This is a genomic window from Caballeronia hypogeia (genome assembly GCF_001544875.2).
Lineage (GTDB): Bacteria > Pseudomonadota > Gammaproteobacteria > Burkholderiales > Burkholderiaceae > Caballeronia > Caballeronia hypogeia.
Window position 1 is genome coordinate 193,822 of record NZ_FCOA02000004.1, and the last position, 15,464, is coordinate 209,285.

The following is a 15,464-nucleotide window of genomic DNA, read 5'->3' on the forward strand; positions in this document are numbered from 1 at the left end:
TCAGTCTCCCTTGCCCGTGTCCGGAGCCGAGGGCGAGGCGTTCGGTCCGCCGCCGCCTTGCGTCGTCGAGCTTGCGTCCGGCGATGGCGCGGGCGCATCGCCGCTCTTCTTCTTCGAGCGAGAAGTGAGCGTTTCCAGTCCCCAGAAGAACATCGGGATGAAGAACACGGCGATGACCGTCGCGCCCAGCATCCCGCCGATCACGCCGGTGCCGATCGAGTGACGGCTGTTGGCCGATGCGCCCGTGGCGATCGCGAGCGGCACGCAGCCGAGAATGAACGCGAGCGAGGTCATGACGATCGGGCGCAGACGCTCTTCGGCGGCGGTCATCGCCGCATCGAACACGGACTTGCCATGTTCGCGGTTCAGCACGGCGAACTCGAAGATGAGAATGGCGTTCTTCGCCGCGAGCGCGACCAGCATCGTGAGGCCGATCTGGAAGTACACGTCGTTGTTGAGTCCGCGCAGCAGAATGGCGAGCAGCGCGCCGAAGATAGCGAACGGCACCGCCATCAGCACGCCGAACGGCAGGCTCCACTTCTCGTACTGCGCGGCGAGAATCAGGAACACCATGATCAGACCGAACACGAACACGAGCGCCGAACTGCTGCCCGACTGCTTCGCCTCATACGCCTCGCCGCTCCACCCGATGCCGTAATCCGATGGCAAGCCCGCTGCGACTTCCTCCAGCGCCTGAATCACCTGACCGGATGCGTAACCCGGCGCCGCGTTCGCCGTGATCTTCACCGCAGGGAAGTTGTTGAAGCGCGTGATGAGGTCCGGTCCGGTGACGTATTTCGTCGTGACCACGGATTTGAGCGGCACCATCTCGCCTGTCTTGCTCTTCACGAAAATCTGCGTGAGATCGTCCGGCCTCAGGCGGTATTGCGGCTCGGCCTGCAGGATCACCTGCCACAGCCGGCTTGAACGATTGAACTGCGACACGTACAGCGAGCCGAACATCGTCTGCATCGCGCTGTAGACGTCCTCCACGGGCACGCCGAGCGTTTCCGCCTTGTCGCGGTCGACGCTGGCGAGCAGTTGCTGCGACGACGCGTTGAAGGTGTTCGTCACGCCCGTCAGTTCGGGGCGCGCCTTCGCCTTGGCGACGAAATCGTCCACGACGGCCGCGAACTGCGAGATGGTCGCGTCGCCCTTGCTCTGAATCCATATTTCGGTGCCGCCCGTGGTGCCGAGACCCGGAATCGACGGCGGATTCAGCGGCACGACGATCCCCTGCCTGATCTGCGACAGATTCTTGTAAGCGTCGACCAGCACCGCGCGCGCGTTCTGCGTGCGAATGTTCGCGGATTTGTAGCGCTCGTCGAAACTCTTGAAGCCCACGAAGAAGGTCGATGCGTTGTTCTTGTTCTGGCTGTCCAGAATGCTGAAGCCGTCGATCGTCGTGATACTGCCCACCGCCGGCTGCTTCATGAAGTACTCGGTGACGCGGTCGGACACCTGACCGGTGCGGTCGAGGGAAGCGGCATCCGGCATGATGACCGCGCCGAGCAGATAACCCTGATCCTCCGGCGGCAGGAACGCGGTTGGAATGTCCTTCATCATCACCACGGCGAGCGCGATCATGCCGACGAACAGCAGCAACGCGATCACGAAGCGCTTGATGATGAGCCGCACGATACGCGTATAGCCGTGCGTCATGCGCTCGAACTGCCGGTCGAACCAGCGGAAGAAGCCTTTCTTCTCGTGGTGTCCGGGTTTGAGCAGCAACGCGGCGAGGGCTGGCGACAAGGTCAGCGCGACGACGCCCGATATCACCACCGATATCGCAATCGTGATGGCGAACTGTTTATACATCTGTCCCGTGATGCCGCCGAGGAACGCCACCGGCACGAACACCGCGCACAGCACGAGCACGATCGCGACCACCGGTCCGGCCACTTCGTCCATGGCCTGCTTGGCGGCGGTCTTCGGGTCGAGCTTGAACACGGTCATGTTGCGTTCGACGTTCTCGATCACGACGATCGCATCGTCCACGACAATACCGATCGCGAGCACCATGCCGAATAGCGTCAGCATGTTGATGGAGAAGCCGAGCGCCTGCATGCCCATGAACGTGCCGACGATCGACACCGGCACCGCGATCACCGGAATCAGCGTCGCGCGCAGGCTTTGCAGGAACACGAACACGACGATCACCACCAGCACGACCGCCTCGAAGAACGTGTGCACCACATCGGAGATGGACGCGCGCGTGAACTCCGTCGTATCCATCGCGATCTGGTAGTCGATGCCCGGCGGAAAGCTCTTCTTCATCTCGGCGAGCGTCGCGCGCACCTGCTTCGACACGTCGAGCGCGTTCGCGCCCGGCTGCTGATAGACCGCGAGCACGGTCGCCGACTTGCCCTGGAAGCGGCTGCGGATCGAATAGTCCTTTTGCCCGAGTTCGGCGCGGCCCACATCCTTCAGCCGCACGATCGCGGCGCCGCCGGATTGCGCGCGGATGATGATGTTCTCGAACTCGGACGGCTCGGTGAGCCGGCCCGTGGTCGTCACCGCGAAGGACTGCTCGACCGGAGCGCCCGTCGGCGATTGCCCGAGGCGGCCGACCGCGAACTGCTGGTTCTGGTTCGCGACCGCGCGCTGCACGTCGCTGGCGGTGATGCCGAGTTGCGCCATGCGGTCGGGCTTGAGCCAGATGCGCATCGCGTAGTCGGGCGTGCCGAAGATGGCCGCCTGATTTGCGCCGGGAATGCGCTTGAGCGCGTCCAGGACATACACGTTCGCGTAGTTCGCGATATAGGTCGCGTCGTAGCGCTCGTCGGGCGAATAGATCGCAATGACCATCATGAAGGCCTGCGACTTCTTTTGCACTTGCACGCCCTGCGCCGTCACCGACTGCGGCAGTTGCGGCAGCGCGAGGTTCACGCGGTTCTGCACGTCGACCTGGGCGAGTTCCGGATTGGTGCCGATCTGGAAGTAGGCGTTGATCGTCAGATTGCCCGTCGACGAACTCGACGAGCTCATGTAGATCATGTTGTCCGCGCCGTTCACCTGCTGCTCGATCGGCGCGGCCACGTTGTTCGCGACGACGTCCGCGCTCGCGCCCGGATATGTCGCGGAAATCGTTATCTGCGGCGGCGTGATGTCCGGATACTGCGCGGTGGGCAGCGCGAGCATGGTCAGCGCGCCGCCCAGCGTGATGATGATGGAAATGACCGAGGCGAAAATCGGACGGTCAATGCAGAAATGTGAAATGTTCATTGGCCTCTTCCGCGACGTGCTTTTCTGACCCGGGGCTTTTCGTCAATTCACTTCTGATTCCCGCCGTTCTGGGTGTCCGCCTGGCTCAGCGTGGTCGACGGGCCGGATGCCGGCGCTCCGTTGTCGGCGGGCGCGCCCGTGATGCGAATCTGCGAATCGGCCGAGACGCGGATCGCGCCATCGACGATCACGCGCTCGCCCGCTTTCAGCCCGCTCGTGATGAACCAGTCGTCGCCGTGCCATTCGCCGACCTCGACGACGCGCTGATGCGGCTTCGACTGGTCGTCGAGCGTCCACACGAAGTGGCTCTTCGCGCCCTGCAGCACCGCGCGTTGCGGCACGAGGATCGCGTTGGGCCGCAGCGCGCCCGCGACGCGCGCCTTGACGAACTGGCCGGGCCGCAGCGTGCCCTTCGGATTCGCGAACACCGCGCGCACCAGGAACGTACCCGTCTCCGTGCTGAAGGCCGGATTCGTGAAATCGATACGGCCGGTCTGCGGATACTTGGTGCCGTCCGCCTGGATGATGGTCACGTCGAACTTGTTCTCGGGCGGAAAGATGAGCAGGCCTTTCTTGATCTGCTCGCGATACGTCAGCAACTCGTTCTCGGAGATGCTGAAGTTGACCCACATCGGATCGAGTTGATAGACGTAGGTGAGCAGGCCCTGTTGCGTCGGCGTCACATAGCTGCCTTCCTGTACGCGCGCGAAGCTCGACAGGCCCTTGAGCGGCGAGCGGATCGTCGTGTAACTGAGATTCAGCTCGGCGGTCTGCACCTCGCCCTTGGCGGCGATCACGGCCGCCTGCGCGCTCTTCTCGTTGCCGATGGCGTCATCGAGATCCTTCTTGCTCAATGCGTTCATCGCGGCGAGCGGTTTCACGCGCGCGAGATTCTGCTGGGTGACGAGCAGCCGCGCCTCCTGCTGCGCGAGCGAACCCTTCGCGGTCTGCAACGCAGCTTCGAACGGGCGCTTGTCCATGATGAACATCACCTGATTCGGCGCGACGAGATCGCCTTCTGTATACATGCGCTTTTCAAGGAAACCATCGACACGCGCGCGAATTTCGACCTCGCGCGAACTTTGCGTCTGCGCGGTGAATTCGAAGTCGACGGGCGTCGAGCGGGCGGTGACGGTCATCGCAGTGACGTCGACCGGTGGTCTCTGTGCTTCGGGAGCGGGCTTCTTGCACGCGGCGAGCGCAAGCGACGCGAGCGCGCAGATCGCGAACAGGCGCAGCGCGCCCAGCGGACGCGACGGTGTAGCGAACGAGCAGCAGTCCTGTATCTGTTTCGACACGAACGCCATAGGCGCCTCCCTTTTGGGATAGCCGATCGTTGAAGGGTGGACGCGCTCGAACGCGCCCGCCACGGCATGCTCGCGGTGACCCAAGCGAGCGCATGCCCGGAAAACATGCGTTTCCGTGGGATGCTTTCGCTATGCGATGAAATCGCGCGGGAAAGGATTACTTGGCGACGTCAACGAGCGCGAGCCTGAGTCTTGACATAGGTCGTAGCTGCCTCCGATTTTTGATGATCGAGTTCTGACGAGAGAGCTGCTGATGGTTCGCCGCCGCTTAGCGTGACGTGCGTGACGAGTCTAGTAATAGCCGAACTCGGCTGAAAACGCCATAGCGTTTATTGCCATTTCTCGTGAACGTTGTGTATCGATCTTCGAAGCACGTGCTGAATAGCTGCGGCAAGCTGACAAATTGTTATCGGCAGGTTATCGGTATGGAATTCTTATCAGTCTGCCGAATCGTTATCCCGCATTTTGAAACATCGGCGGCAACTGTCGATGTTTTCATATTCGACGTCGCGGCGAACGATCGATCGGCGATCGCGCGCATGGCTTCGCGTAAACCCCGCCACAGGAAAACGCCTCGCGTAAGAAACGGGTAAGCGGATGCTCTTACCTTAGTCTCCAGCGCGTCGAAAGCATGCGCGTGCATCGCATGTCGTCCCCGCTCGGGGATTTCCCTATTCAAATGGATCGCTGGCTGTCCGGGCCTGGCCGGAACGCGCGCGCCTTTTCAGTCAGAGAAGAGATACCCATGCAGGAGACGGAGATGGACCTCAAGGTCGTTGAGAAAATCAAGGCGAGCGCCGCCTATCACGAACTGGTGAGCAAGCGCTCGAAACTCGGCTGGACGCTCACCGCACTCGTGCTGATCGTCTATTACGGCTATGTGCTGCTGATCGCGTTCGACAAGGATCTGCTGGCCGCGAAGATGGGCGCGGGCGTCATGACATGGGGCATGCCCATCGGTCTGTTCGTGATCGTGTTCACGGTCGTGATCACGGGCCTGTATGTGCGCCACGCCAACAGCACGTACGACGAACTCACCGACAAGATCAAGCGGGAGGCCGCATGAAGGCATATCGATTCCTCACGGCAGGCGCGCTCTTCGCCGCGTCCGCCAGCTCGTTCGCAGCCGGCGGCGATCTCGGGCAGGCGGTCAAGCAACCGACCAACTGGACCGCCATCAGCATGTTCGTCGTGTTCGTGATCGCGACGCTCTTCATCACCAAATGGGCGGCGAAGAAGACGCGTTCCGCCGCGGAGTTCTACACGGCGGGCGGCGGCATTACCGGCTTCCAGAACGGCCTTGCGATTGCCGGCGATTTCATGTCGGCGGCTTCGTTTCTCGGCATTTCCGCGGCGGTGTACACCAATGGCTATGACGGCCTGATCTATTCGATCGGTTTTCTGGTCGGCTGGCCGATCATCACGTTCCTGATGGCGGAGCGCCTGCGCAATCTCGGCCGCTTCACGTTCGCCGATGTCGCCGCGTACCGCTTCAAGCAGACGCCGATTCGCGCGTTCGCCGCGTCCGGCACGCTGGTCGTCGTGGCGTTCTATCTGATCGCGCAGATGGTGGGCGCGGGACAGCTCATCAAGCTGCTGTTCGGCCTCGAATACTGGATCGCGGTGGTGATCGTCGGCGCGCTGATGATGGTGTACGTGCTCTTCGGCGGCATGACCGCGACCACGTGGGTGCAGATCATCAAGGCGTGTCTGCTGCTTGCCGGCGCTTCTTTCATGGCCTTCATGGTGCTGTGGCAGTTCCACTTCAGCCCCGAAGCGCTGTTCGCCAAGGCGGTCGACGTGCACGAGAAGAAGGCGTCGATCATGGGCCCGGGCAACTTCATCAAGGACCCGATCTCGGCGATCTCGTTCGGCATCGCGCTGATGTTCGGCACGGCGGGTCTGCCGCACATCCTGATGCGCTTCTTCACGGTGCCCAACGCGAAGGAAGCGCGCAAGTCGGTGTTCTGGGCGACGACCTGGATCGGCTACTTCTACATTCTCACGTTCATCATCGGCTTCGGCGCGATCGTGCTGGTGAGCACCAATCCGATGTTCAAGGATGCGGGCGGCAAGCTGCTCGGCGGCACGAACATGGCGGCCGTGCATCTGGCGAGCGCGGTGGGCGGCAACGTGTTCCTCGGCTTCATCTCGGCGGTCGCGTTCGCAACCATTCTCGCGGTGGTCGCGGGACTGACGCTGGCGGGTGCGTCGGCGGTGTCGCATGACCTCTATGCGACCGTGTTCAAGAAAGGCCAGGCGTCGAGCAAGAGCGAGCTGAAAGTGTCGCGCATCACGACGATCGTGCTGGGCATCGTCGCGGTGGTGCTGGGCATCGTGTTCGAGAAGCAGAACATTGCGTTCATGGTGTCGCTCGCATTCGCGGTGGCGGCGTCGGCCAACTTCCCGGTGCTCTTCATGTCGGTGCTGTGGCGCGGCTGCACGACGCGCGGCGCGGCGGTCGGCGGCTTCCTCGGCCTGCTCTCGGCGGTCGCGCTGACGGTGCTTTCGAAAGCCGTCTGGGTCGATGTGTTCCATTACGCGGATGCGCCGTTTCCGTACGCGTCGCCCGCGTTGTTCTCGATGGCGATCGGCTTCCTCGGCATCTGGATCTTCTCGATCACCGACAAGTCCGCGCGCGCCCGCATCGATCAGGCTGGCTTCGAAGCGCAGACGGTGCGCTCCGAGACGGGCATCGGCGCGGTGGAGGGCGCGAGCCACTGACCCGCACGCGGCGGCGCGTTTTACGATGCGCCGCCGCCATACGTATTCGTATACCCGGGATGCCGCGCGCGTCCGAATGGCAGGCAAGAAATGCGTTAAGCTCGATGCAACCTGAATGCACGAAGCAACGAACGCATTGGAGCGAGCCATGAATCTGCAGTGCCCCAGTCTTTTCGAGCAATCGGCGTATATCGGCGGTGCGTGGGTCGACAGCACGTCGCTGCCGCGCGTGCCCGTCACCAATCCTTCCAGCGGGGAGATCATCGGCACTGTTCCGCAAGTCACGGCGGAGCAGGTGGCGGAAGCCATCGAATGCGCGAACGCGGCGCTGCGGGACTGGCGCAGCTGGAGCAGCAGGGAGCGCGCTTCGGTGCTGAGGGAATGGGGGCGGCTCGTCGAACAGCATCGCGACGATCTCGCCATCATCCTGTGCAGCGAGCAGGGCAAGCCGCTTCACGAAGCGCGTTCCGAGATCACACAGGCGGCGAATTATCTCGACTGGTTCGCGGAGGAAGCGCGCCGCATTTACGGCGACAACATTCCCGCGCCGCGCCGCAATCAGCGCATACGCGTGCTGCATCAGCCGGTCGGCGTATGCGGCGCGATCACCTCGTGGACCTTTCCCTCGTCGATGGTCGCGCGGCGCGTCGGCGCGGCGCTCGCGGCGGGCTGCACGGTCATTCATCATCCCGATCCGCGAACGCCGTTCTCCGCGCTCGCGCTGTGCGTGCTCGGGGAGAATGCCGGGCTGCCCCGCGGCGTGCTGTCGGTGCTGACGGGCGAAGGCGATCCGGTCAGAAGCACGCTGCTCGCTCATCCCGAGGTGCGCAAGGTGTCGTTCACCGGTTCCATCGACGAAGGCAAGAAGCTGATGTCGCAATGCGCCTCGACGGTGAAGAAGATGTCGCTCGAACTCGGCGCGAACTGTCCTTTCATCGTGTTCGGCGATGCGGATATCGACCTCGCCGTGAAGGGCGCGCTCGATGCGCGCTTTCGTCATTCGGGGCAGGCGGCCATGTGCGCGAACCGGTTTTTCGTGCATGAGGACGTGTATGAGAGCTTCGTCGCGAAGCTCGTGTCGCGCGTCGCGTTGCTGAAAGTGAGCGACGGGCTGGACGAAGGCGCGCAGATCGGGCCGCTGATCAGCGAGGCGGCGGTGCAACGCATCGAAAGTCTCGTCGATGAAGCGGTGAAGCTGGGCGCAACCGTCGCGGCGGGCGGCTCGCGCGTCGCTCCCGGATCGAATTTTTTCAGGCCGACCGTGCTGACGGACGTGGAGCCGTCGATGAGCATCTGCGGCGACGAAGTGCTCGGACCGATTGCGAGCGTGCTCCGGTTCAAGGACGAAGACGATGTCATCACGCTGGCGAACGATACGCGCACGGGGCTCGCGGCGTACTTCTACACGGCCGACATCAGCCGCGCGTTCAGAGTGATGGAGGCGCTCGAATGCGGCGTGGTGGGCGTGAACGATAGTCTCGTGTTCAACGAGGTAGCTCCGTTCGGCGGCATCAAGGAATCGGGAATGGGGCGTGAAGGGGCTTCCTCGGGTGTGGAGGAATATCTGGAGGCGAAGTATGTCTGCTTTGGGAATCTGGAGGGATAGGGGAGACCGACAGAAGTCGCCGCAAGCGTGTGCAAGAAGTGTGACGCAACGAGCGAATGCCGCCTGAATGCACGTTGTTGCGCGATTTGAAAAATTGTATCTGTCGACAAATTTTTATCGACGTGCGTGCCACCATACCGCCTTCAGAACAACACCAGGCGGTATCTGCAAGATGAAAGCACTTTTGAAAGTCCTCACAGTTTCGGCGGCAATGCTGTTCGCATCCAGCGCATTCGCCTGGGGCGCGTATGCCGCGGATCAGGCCGCCGGCGAGGACCCGTCGAAGGACGGATACGGTTACGCGGTCAACTCTGCAAGCGCCGCGGCGGCGGAGAGGGAAGCGTTGGCCCAATGCAGGGCGCATGGCAATACTGGCTGCAAGGTGCTCGGCTCGTTTCAACGATGCGGCTCATATGCGTCGTCCAGTTATAACTGGGGAATCGGAAGCGGCTCCACGCCGCGCAATGCTCAGAACGACGCACGCAAAGCATGCGCTGACAACTGCGAGATCGTTCACTCGATTTGCGAGTGAGGCATTCGGGACCCTATACCGCTTGCACGTGACCACGGTTCTTGATCGCGGCGGCCGTCGCTCGATCCTCACCGTGTCATGCCTTTGATGTGCAGGGCCGATCCGCCGCTCCGGCCTCCCGGGAGCGTCGGGATCGTGAAATAGGCTCTACTACTTCGCAGCCACCACGACATCCTCATGCAGACGCACGGCCATGACGGGCGCCTCGGGGCCCACGTGCGAGAGCTTCATGAGGCGCGGTTGCAACAGTAGCGCGACGAGCCCGCTCCAGCCAGTCTGATGCGACGCGCCGACGCCGCGGCCGCTGTCGCCATGAAAATACTCGTGAAAGAGAATGAGGTCCTGCGAGCGCGCATCGGCTTGCAGCTTAGGGTAAGCGGCCATCACGGGGCGCTTGCCATCCTTGTCTTTCAGGAACAGCGTGGTGATCCGGCGCGAGAGATCGTCGGCGATCTCGCTCAACGAAAGCGTGTTGCCCGATCCGGTCGGGTGCTCGACGCGGAACTCATCGCCATAGTAGCGATGAAACTCGTACAGCGATTCGATCAGCAGATAATTCACCGGCATCCAGATCGGCCCGCGCCAGTTCGAATTGCCGCCGAACACGCGCGAGTCCGATTCGGCCGGCAGATAGCGGATGCAGAGGTTCACGCCATCGTGATCGAAGATATAGGGCTGGTCGCAATGCACGCGTGAGAGCGCCCGCACGCCGTAGTCCGAGAGGAATTCCGCCTGATCGAGCGCACGGCGCAAGAGCGCCTTCATGCGATGTCCGCGTAATAGCGAGAGCAAGGTGGTCTTGCCCTTGCCCGGCTCCGTCCAGCGCGAGACGAGCCGCGCAAGATTCGGCCGATGATCGAGGAACCACACGAGCCGCTCGCGCAATCCCGGCAAATCGCCATATACGCGTTCTTCGAGCACGTGCACGGCGAACAGCGGAATCAATCCGACGATTGAGCGAATGCGCAAAGGCACCCGTTTGCCGTCGGGCGTGCGCAGCACATCATAGAAAAACTCGTCGCTGCCATCCCAGAGTCCGGTGTTGCAACCCTCGCCGCAACTGACCGCTTCCGCGATATACAGGAAGTGCTCGAAGAACTTCACGGCGATCTCGACATAGCGTTCGTTCGACATCGCCAGTTCGAGACCGATCTGCATGAGGTCGAGCGCATACGACGCCATCCATGCGGTGCCGTCCGCCTGATCGATGCGGCCACCGGTCGGCAACGGCTGCGAGCGATCGAAGATGCCGATGTTGTCGAGTCCGAGAAAGCCGCCCTGAAAGATGTTGTGGTCGTCCGCGTCCTTGCGGTTGACCCACCACGCGAAGTTGAGCAGCAGCTTGTGGAACATCACTTCGAGGAAGGCGTGATCGCCGATGCCGGTCATTTCCCGATCGAGTTCGAACACGCGCCAGGTCGCCCACGCATGCACCGGCGGATTCGCATCGCCGAAGGCCCATTCGTAGGCGGGCAATTGTCCGTTCGGATGCATGTAGCGTTCCTTCACGAGCAGAAGCAACTGGTTCTTCGCGAACTCAGGATCGATCGTCGCGAATGCGACTGCGTGGAACGCGAGATCCCACGACGCATACCACGGATATTCCCACTTGTCCGGCATCGACACGATGTCGCCGTTGCACATGTGCCGCCAGTCTGCGTTGCGGCCGTGCCTGCGTTCGCGCGGCGGCACGGGCTGGCCCGGATCGCCGTCGTGCCAGCGCGTTACGTCGAACTGATAGTACTGCTTGGTCCATAGCATGCCGGCGAGCGCCTGACGTTGCACGAGGCGCGCGTCGGCATCGTCGATGTCGTGTTGCAACGTTGCGTAGAACTCGTCGGCTTCCGCGTGGCGGCGCGCGAACAGCGCCTCCAGGTCGAGCGGCGCGTCGACCGCGTTGCTCGCCGCGCGCCAGCGCAGATACATGACGGAGCGCGCATGCGGCGCGAGTTCGAGGCGCGCGTGCGCGGCGGTGCGCGTGCCGCGATCGCGGCGGATCGCCTCCTCGTCGCCTTCGACGAGATAGTCGTTGAAGCCATCCTTGAACGGCCCCGTTCCTTCGATGCCAAAAATGCGTCGAACGTTCGTGTCGTTTTCGCAGAACAGCCACTCGATCGGCGCATCCGCGCTTGCGGTGACGATCATCGTGCCATGCGACGGATGATGCGCGAGTACGCGCGCGCCTTCTTCCGCATCCTGCTCCAGCGTGAGCGACGGCTTGCCCCATTTACTCGACCATGCCCAGCGATTGCGCGCCCAGAATTGCGGAAGAACGTGCAAGGTCGCGGCCTGATTCGCGCGATTTTCTATCGTTACGCGCATCGCGATCTCGTCCGGCGTGTGCTTCGCGTATTCGACGCAGACGTCGAAGTAGCGGTCGTCGTCGAACACGCCGGTGTCGAGCACTTCGTATTCGGGTTGCTCCGGGCCGCGCGCGCGGTTCTCGTCGATGAGTTGCTGATATGGATACGCGTCGTGCGGATACTTGTACAGCATCTTCATGTACGAATGCGTCGGCGTGCCGTCGAGATAGAAGTACAACTCCTTTACATCCTCGCCGTGATTGCCTTGCTCGTTCGTCAGGCCGAAGAGCCGCTCCTTGATGATCGGATCGCGCCCGTTCCACAGCGCGAGCGACACGCACCAGTCGAGCGGGTCATTGCCGAAGCCGGCGATGCCGTCCTCGCCCCAGCGATACATGCGGCTGCGCGCATGGTCGTGCGGAAAGTAGTCCCACGCGGTGCCGTATTCGCTGTAGTCCTCGCGAACCGTGCCCCACTGGCGCTCGCTCAGATACGGGCCCCAGCGGCGCCACCGGTCGCGCTCCGGCCCATGCAGGCGCGAGCCTTCCTTCGATTGCAGCAGATGGATTGCGCGTAGCGGTGGCATGCGACCTCCGGTGCGTCCGGTGCTTTCGATATGTTTCGTGCGCGGCTTTTCCGATGATAAGCGAAGTGGAAAGCCGCATGACCGCATCGGCCGGGAACGGGATTTTTCGTCACGACATCCAACGCCTTAACCGCAACGAGTGCGAGGAGAGTTCACATGAAACCGATTCATATCGCCTGCACCGCGATGTTGGCGCTTGCAACCATCGGCGCCCACGCGCAGGGCGCAGGGCCTACCGACCCGCAGATCGCGGCCATCGTCGTGACGGCGAATCAGGTCGATATCGACGCGGGCAAGCTCGCCGAGTCGAAGACCAGATCGAAGGACGTGAAGGCGTTCGCGCAACAGATGGTCACGGACCACAGCGGCGTGAACAAGGCCGCGACGGCGCTCGTCAAAAAGCTCAACGTGACGCCCGAGGATAGCCCGACGAGCCAGAGCCTGAAGCAGGGCGGCGACGACAACCTTGCGAAGCTGAGGACGCTATCGGACGGCAGCTTCGACAAATCGTATATCGATCACGAGGTCGCCTATCATGAAAGCGTGCTCGATGCGCTCGACAAGACCCTGATTCCGGGGGCGAAAAACGAGGAGTTGAAGGCGCTTCTGGTCAAGGTGCGGCCCGCGTTCGTCGCGCATCTCGAACATGCCCGGCATGTGCAGGCCGAACTGGGCAAGAGCGGTGCGTAAGCTGCGCTTGCTCGCCGGCCTTGCGGGCGTGCTTGCGCTGCATGTCGACGCGGGCGCGGCGACCTATGTCGTCGTGATCGAGCAGATGCGCTTCGAGCCGCCCGCGTTGACGGTGGCGCGTGGCGATCGCGTCGTGTGGCTCAACAAGGACCTGTTCCCGCATACCGCGACCGCCGACGCGAAAGCCTTCGACTCGCACGACATTGCGGCAGATGCATCGTGGAGCTATGTGGCGCGCGAGGCGGGCAGCTATGCCTATTCGTGCACCTTGCATCCGACCATGCACGCGGTCCTGAACGTTCGATGAACACGATCATGAGCGATCCCGCCGCGAACCAGACGACCGTCCCGTCAAGCGATGACATGGATATCGCGCGCCGCATCGTCGCGGGCGACCGGAGCGCGTTTGCGCTTCTGATGCGCCGGCATAACCGGCGTCTCTATCGCATGGCGCGCGCGACCCTGCGCAACGATGCCGAAGCCGAGGACGCGCTGCAGGAGGCCTATCTGCACGCGTTCAGATCGATGAGCCAGTTTCGGGGCGATTCGCAACTCTTCACCTGGCTGTCACGCCTCGTGCTCAATGAATGCTTCGCACGCTTGCGGCGCACGGCGCGGCGTCAGAACGTGATTCCGATCGTCGACGCGCCCGACTATATCGAACATGCGGACGCCATGAGCGCGCACGACGACGATAACCCCGACGAAGCGCTTGCGCGCTCCCAGGTCCGCGCGCTGCTCGAACGCAAGCTCGATGAACTGCCGGAGCTGTTTCGCGTCGTGTTCGTGCTGCGCTCGATCGAAGAGATGAGCGTCGAAGAGACGGCGCAATGCCTGAACATACCCGAAGCGACGGTACGCAGCCGCCATTTCCGCGCGCGCAGCATGTTGCGCGAATCGCTGGCACAGGCTTTCGATCTCGCCGAGCGCGACGTGTTCGAGTTCGGCGGCGCGCAGTGCGACCGCGTCGTGGCGAGCGTACTATCGAAACTATCCGGCGGCGCGTCATAGCGTGTCGCGGCGGGTTTGCCGGCGAAACGGAAGGAGGCGCCATGGACAAGGACAGGGCGGCTGCGCGTGCTGCAGGCTTTAGCCGGGTATGCGCGACAGGGGCGATCGTGATGCTGGCGGGCATCGCGGGCGCGCAGGCGCGGACGATCGAGGTCATATCCGGAACTTATGGCGCGAACTGCGGCGCGCAGAACGGCAACGCGACGCGCGATCTGACGCGTCAGTGCAATGGCCGCGATACATGCGCGTACATGCTGGACAGAAAGCGCATAAGCGATCCCGCAGGAACTTGCCGAAAAGATCTCCAGGCCAACTGGCGCTGCACCGACACCGAGTTTCATACCGCCATGCTCAGCCCCGAAGCGGGTATGAACAGCACGCTCGTGTTGAGTTGCGTTGAGCAGAACGGTCCCGGACATTGAGATGCCCCAGGCTTTGCCTATGACGGCCCAATGTGAGTTATAGAATAGGCGACCGGCGCCATGACATGGAAGCGCGCCACGTCATCGACCACTCGCCATTCTTCATGGACGTTCGCCAGCTTCGCTACTTCGTCAGCATCGTCGATTACGGCAGTCTCGGCAAGGCAGCGGAGCAGCTCCATGTCGCGCAACCCTCGCTCAGCCAGCAGATGGCGCGGCTCGAAGAAGAACTCGGCGTGACACTTCTTCTGCGCAGCAATCACGGCGTCAAGCCCACGGCCGAAGGCGACGCGCTCTATCGTCATGCGCGCGTCGTGTTGCGGCAGATGGAGCAGCTCAAGCAGGAAGTGACGAAGGGCGCGGGCGCGCAGTCCGGGACAGTTGCCGTCGGCCTGCCCACGACGATGGCCTCCGTGCTCGCCGTGCCTCTGTTCGAGCGCATGCAGGACCAGTATCCCGGCATACGTCTGCAATTCTTCGAAAGCATGAGCGGCTATCTGAACGAGTTGCTCGCAAACGGCAGACTCGATCTCGGCATCCTGTTTCGCGAGTCGGATACGCCCGGCATCACGGCCATGCCCGTGCTCGATGAAACCCTCTATCTGCTCGGCGAGCCCGGCGGCGATATCTCGCCACGCGCCACCACATGCCCGCTGGCGAAACTCGCGGGCGTGAAGCTCGTTGCGCCCGGCGCTTCGAATGGTTTGCGTCTGCTGATCGAGCGCACGTTCGCGAGCGAGAAGGTCGAGCTGAACATCGTCGCGGATATCGATTCCTTGCCTTCGCTATTGCTGATCGCGCATTCGGGCAGGGCGTGCACGATTCTTCCATCGTCGGCGATCGCGCAATGGGACGAGGCGCGTTTGCCAAAGATGCGCAGAATCGTCCATCCGGTCATCAGAAGGCCGGCAAGCATTTGCTGGCCGAACGACGTGCCGATGAATTCAGCGACGGTCGCGGTGCGCGAGACCTTGCTTCGGCTGATCGGGGAGCAGATCGAACGCGAGAGCTGGCAAGGCGTGACGATGCGCGAGCGCGCATCGCCGTGAGAACATTTC

Annotated in this window: 12 protein-coding genes; 9 read left to right on the forward strand and 3 right to left on the reverse strand. The window is 62.7% G+C overall.

Annotation, left to right across the window (positions count from 1 at the left end; translation table 11 throughout):
• The gene (locus tag AWB79_RS09605) at nucleotides 1-3,225 is read right to left on the reverse strand and encodes an efflux RND transporter permease subunit (RefSeq protein WP_061167173.1); all 3,225 of its coding nucleotides are present in this window, start codon (nucleotides 3,223-3,225) and stop codon (nucleotides 1-3) included.
• Nucleotides 3,226-3,272: 47 nt separating this feature from the next.
• Nucleotides 3,273-4,532: an efflux RND transporter periplasmic adaptor subunit gene (locus AWB79_RS09610; RefSeq protein ID WP_061167174.1), complete on the reverse strand. Its 1,260-nt coding sequence runs from the start codon at nucleotides 4,530-4,532 to the stop codon at nucleotides 3,273-3,275.
• Nucleotides 4,533-5,292: 760 nt separating this feature from the next.
• Here AWB79_RS09610 and AWB79_RS09615 point away from each other — a divergent pair.
• The 4 genes from AWB79_RS09615 to AWB79_RS09630 all read left to right on the forward strand — a co-directional run bounded on the left by AWB79_RS09615 (nucleotide 5,293) and on the right by AWB79_RS09630 (nucleotide 9,394).
• The gene (locus tag AWB79_RS09615; protein ID WP_061167356.1) at nucleotides 5,293-5,598 is read left to right on the forward strand and encodes a DUF485 domain-containing protein; all 306 of its coding nucleotides are present in this window, start codon (nucleotides 5,293-5,295) and stop codon (nucleotides 5,596-5,598) included.
• The gene (locus AWB79_RS09620) at nucleotides 5,595-7,256 is read left to right on the forward strand and encodes a cation acetate symporter (protein ID WP_061167175.1); all 1,662 of its coding nucleotides are present in this window, start codon (nucleotides 5,595-5,597) and stop codon (nucleotides 7,254-7,256) included. The genes AWB79_RS09615 and AWB79_RS09620 overlap by 4 nt, the downstream gene beginning before the upstream one ends.
• A 148-nt stretch (nucleotides 7,257-7,404) precedes the next feature.
• Complete coding sequence (locus AWB79_RS09625) at nucleotides 7,405-8,862, forward strand: NAD-dependent succinate-semialdehyde dehydrogenase (RefSeq protein ID WP_061167176.1); 1,458 nt, start codon at nucleotides 7,405-7,407, stop codon at nucleotides 8,860-8,862.
• 172 nt (nucleotides 8,863-9,034) lie between these two features.
• Complete coding sequence (locus AWB79_RS09630; RefSeq protein WP_157695723.1) at nucleotides 9,035-9,394, forward strand: DUF4189 domain-containing protein; 360 nt, start codon at nucleotides 9,035-9,037, stop codon at nucleotides 9,392-9,394.
• 150 nt (nucleotides 9,395-9,544) lie between these two features.
• Here the strand turns inward: AWB79_RS09630 and AWB79_RS09635 are convergent, their stop codons facing one another.
• Nucleotides 9,545-12,283: an MGH1-like glycoside hydrolase domain-containing protein gene (locus tag AWB79_RS09635; RefSeq protein WP_061167178.1), complete on the reverse strand. Its 2,739-nt coding sequence runs from the start codon at nucleotides 12,281-12,283 to the stop codon at nucleotides 9,545-9,547.
• A 156-nt stretch (nucleotides 12,284-12,439) separates the two neighbouring features.
• On the opposite strand from AWB79_RS09635, the gene AWB79_RS09640 reads away from it, so the two are divergent.
• The 5 genes from AWB79_RS09640 (at nucleotide 12,440) to AWB79_RS09660 (ending at nucleotide 15,455) form a co-directional block, all read left to right on the forward strand.
• Nucleotides 12,440-12,973, forward strand: coding sequence for a DUF4142 domain-containing protein (locus tag AWB79_RS09640; RefSeq protein WP_061167179.1), 534 nt, complete (start codon nucleotides 12,440-12,442; stop codon nucleotides 12,971-12,973).
• Complete coding sequence (locus AWB79_RS09645; protein ID WP_198398998.1) at nucleotides 12,939-13,280, forward strand: cupredoxin domain-containing protein; 342 nt, start codon at nucleotides 12,939-12,941, stop codon at nucleotides 13,278-13,280. Before AWB79_RS09640 ends, AWB79_RS09645 begins: the two co-directional genes overlap by 35 nt.
• Nucleotides 13,277-13,984 (forward strand): RNA polymerase sigma factor, encoded by a 708-nt coding sequence (locus AWB79_RS09650; RefSeq protein WP_096031516.1) that lies wholly within the window; start codon nucleotides 13,277-13,279, stop codon nucleotides 13,982-13,984. Before AWB79_RS09645 ends, AWB79_RS09650 begins: the two co-directional genes overlap by 4 nt.
• A gap of 41 nt (nucleotides 13,985-14,025) precedes the next feature.
• Nucleotides 14,026-14,406 (forward strand): hypothetical protein, encoded by a 381-nt coding sequence (locus AWB79_RS09655; RefSeq protein WP_061167180.1) that lies wholly within the window; start codon nucleotides 14,026-14,028, stop codon nucleotides 14,404-14,406.
• 104 nt (nucleotides 14,407-14,510) lie between these two features.
• A complete protein-coding gene (locus AWB79_RS09660) occupies nucleotides 14,511-15,455 on the forward strand; it encodes a LysR substrate-binding domain-containing protein (RefSeq protein WP_061167359.1) in 945 nt (314 codons plus the stop codon).
• Nucleotides 15,456-15,464: the final 9 nt, after the last annotated feature.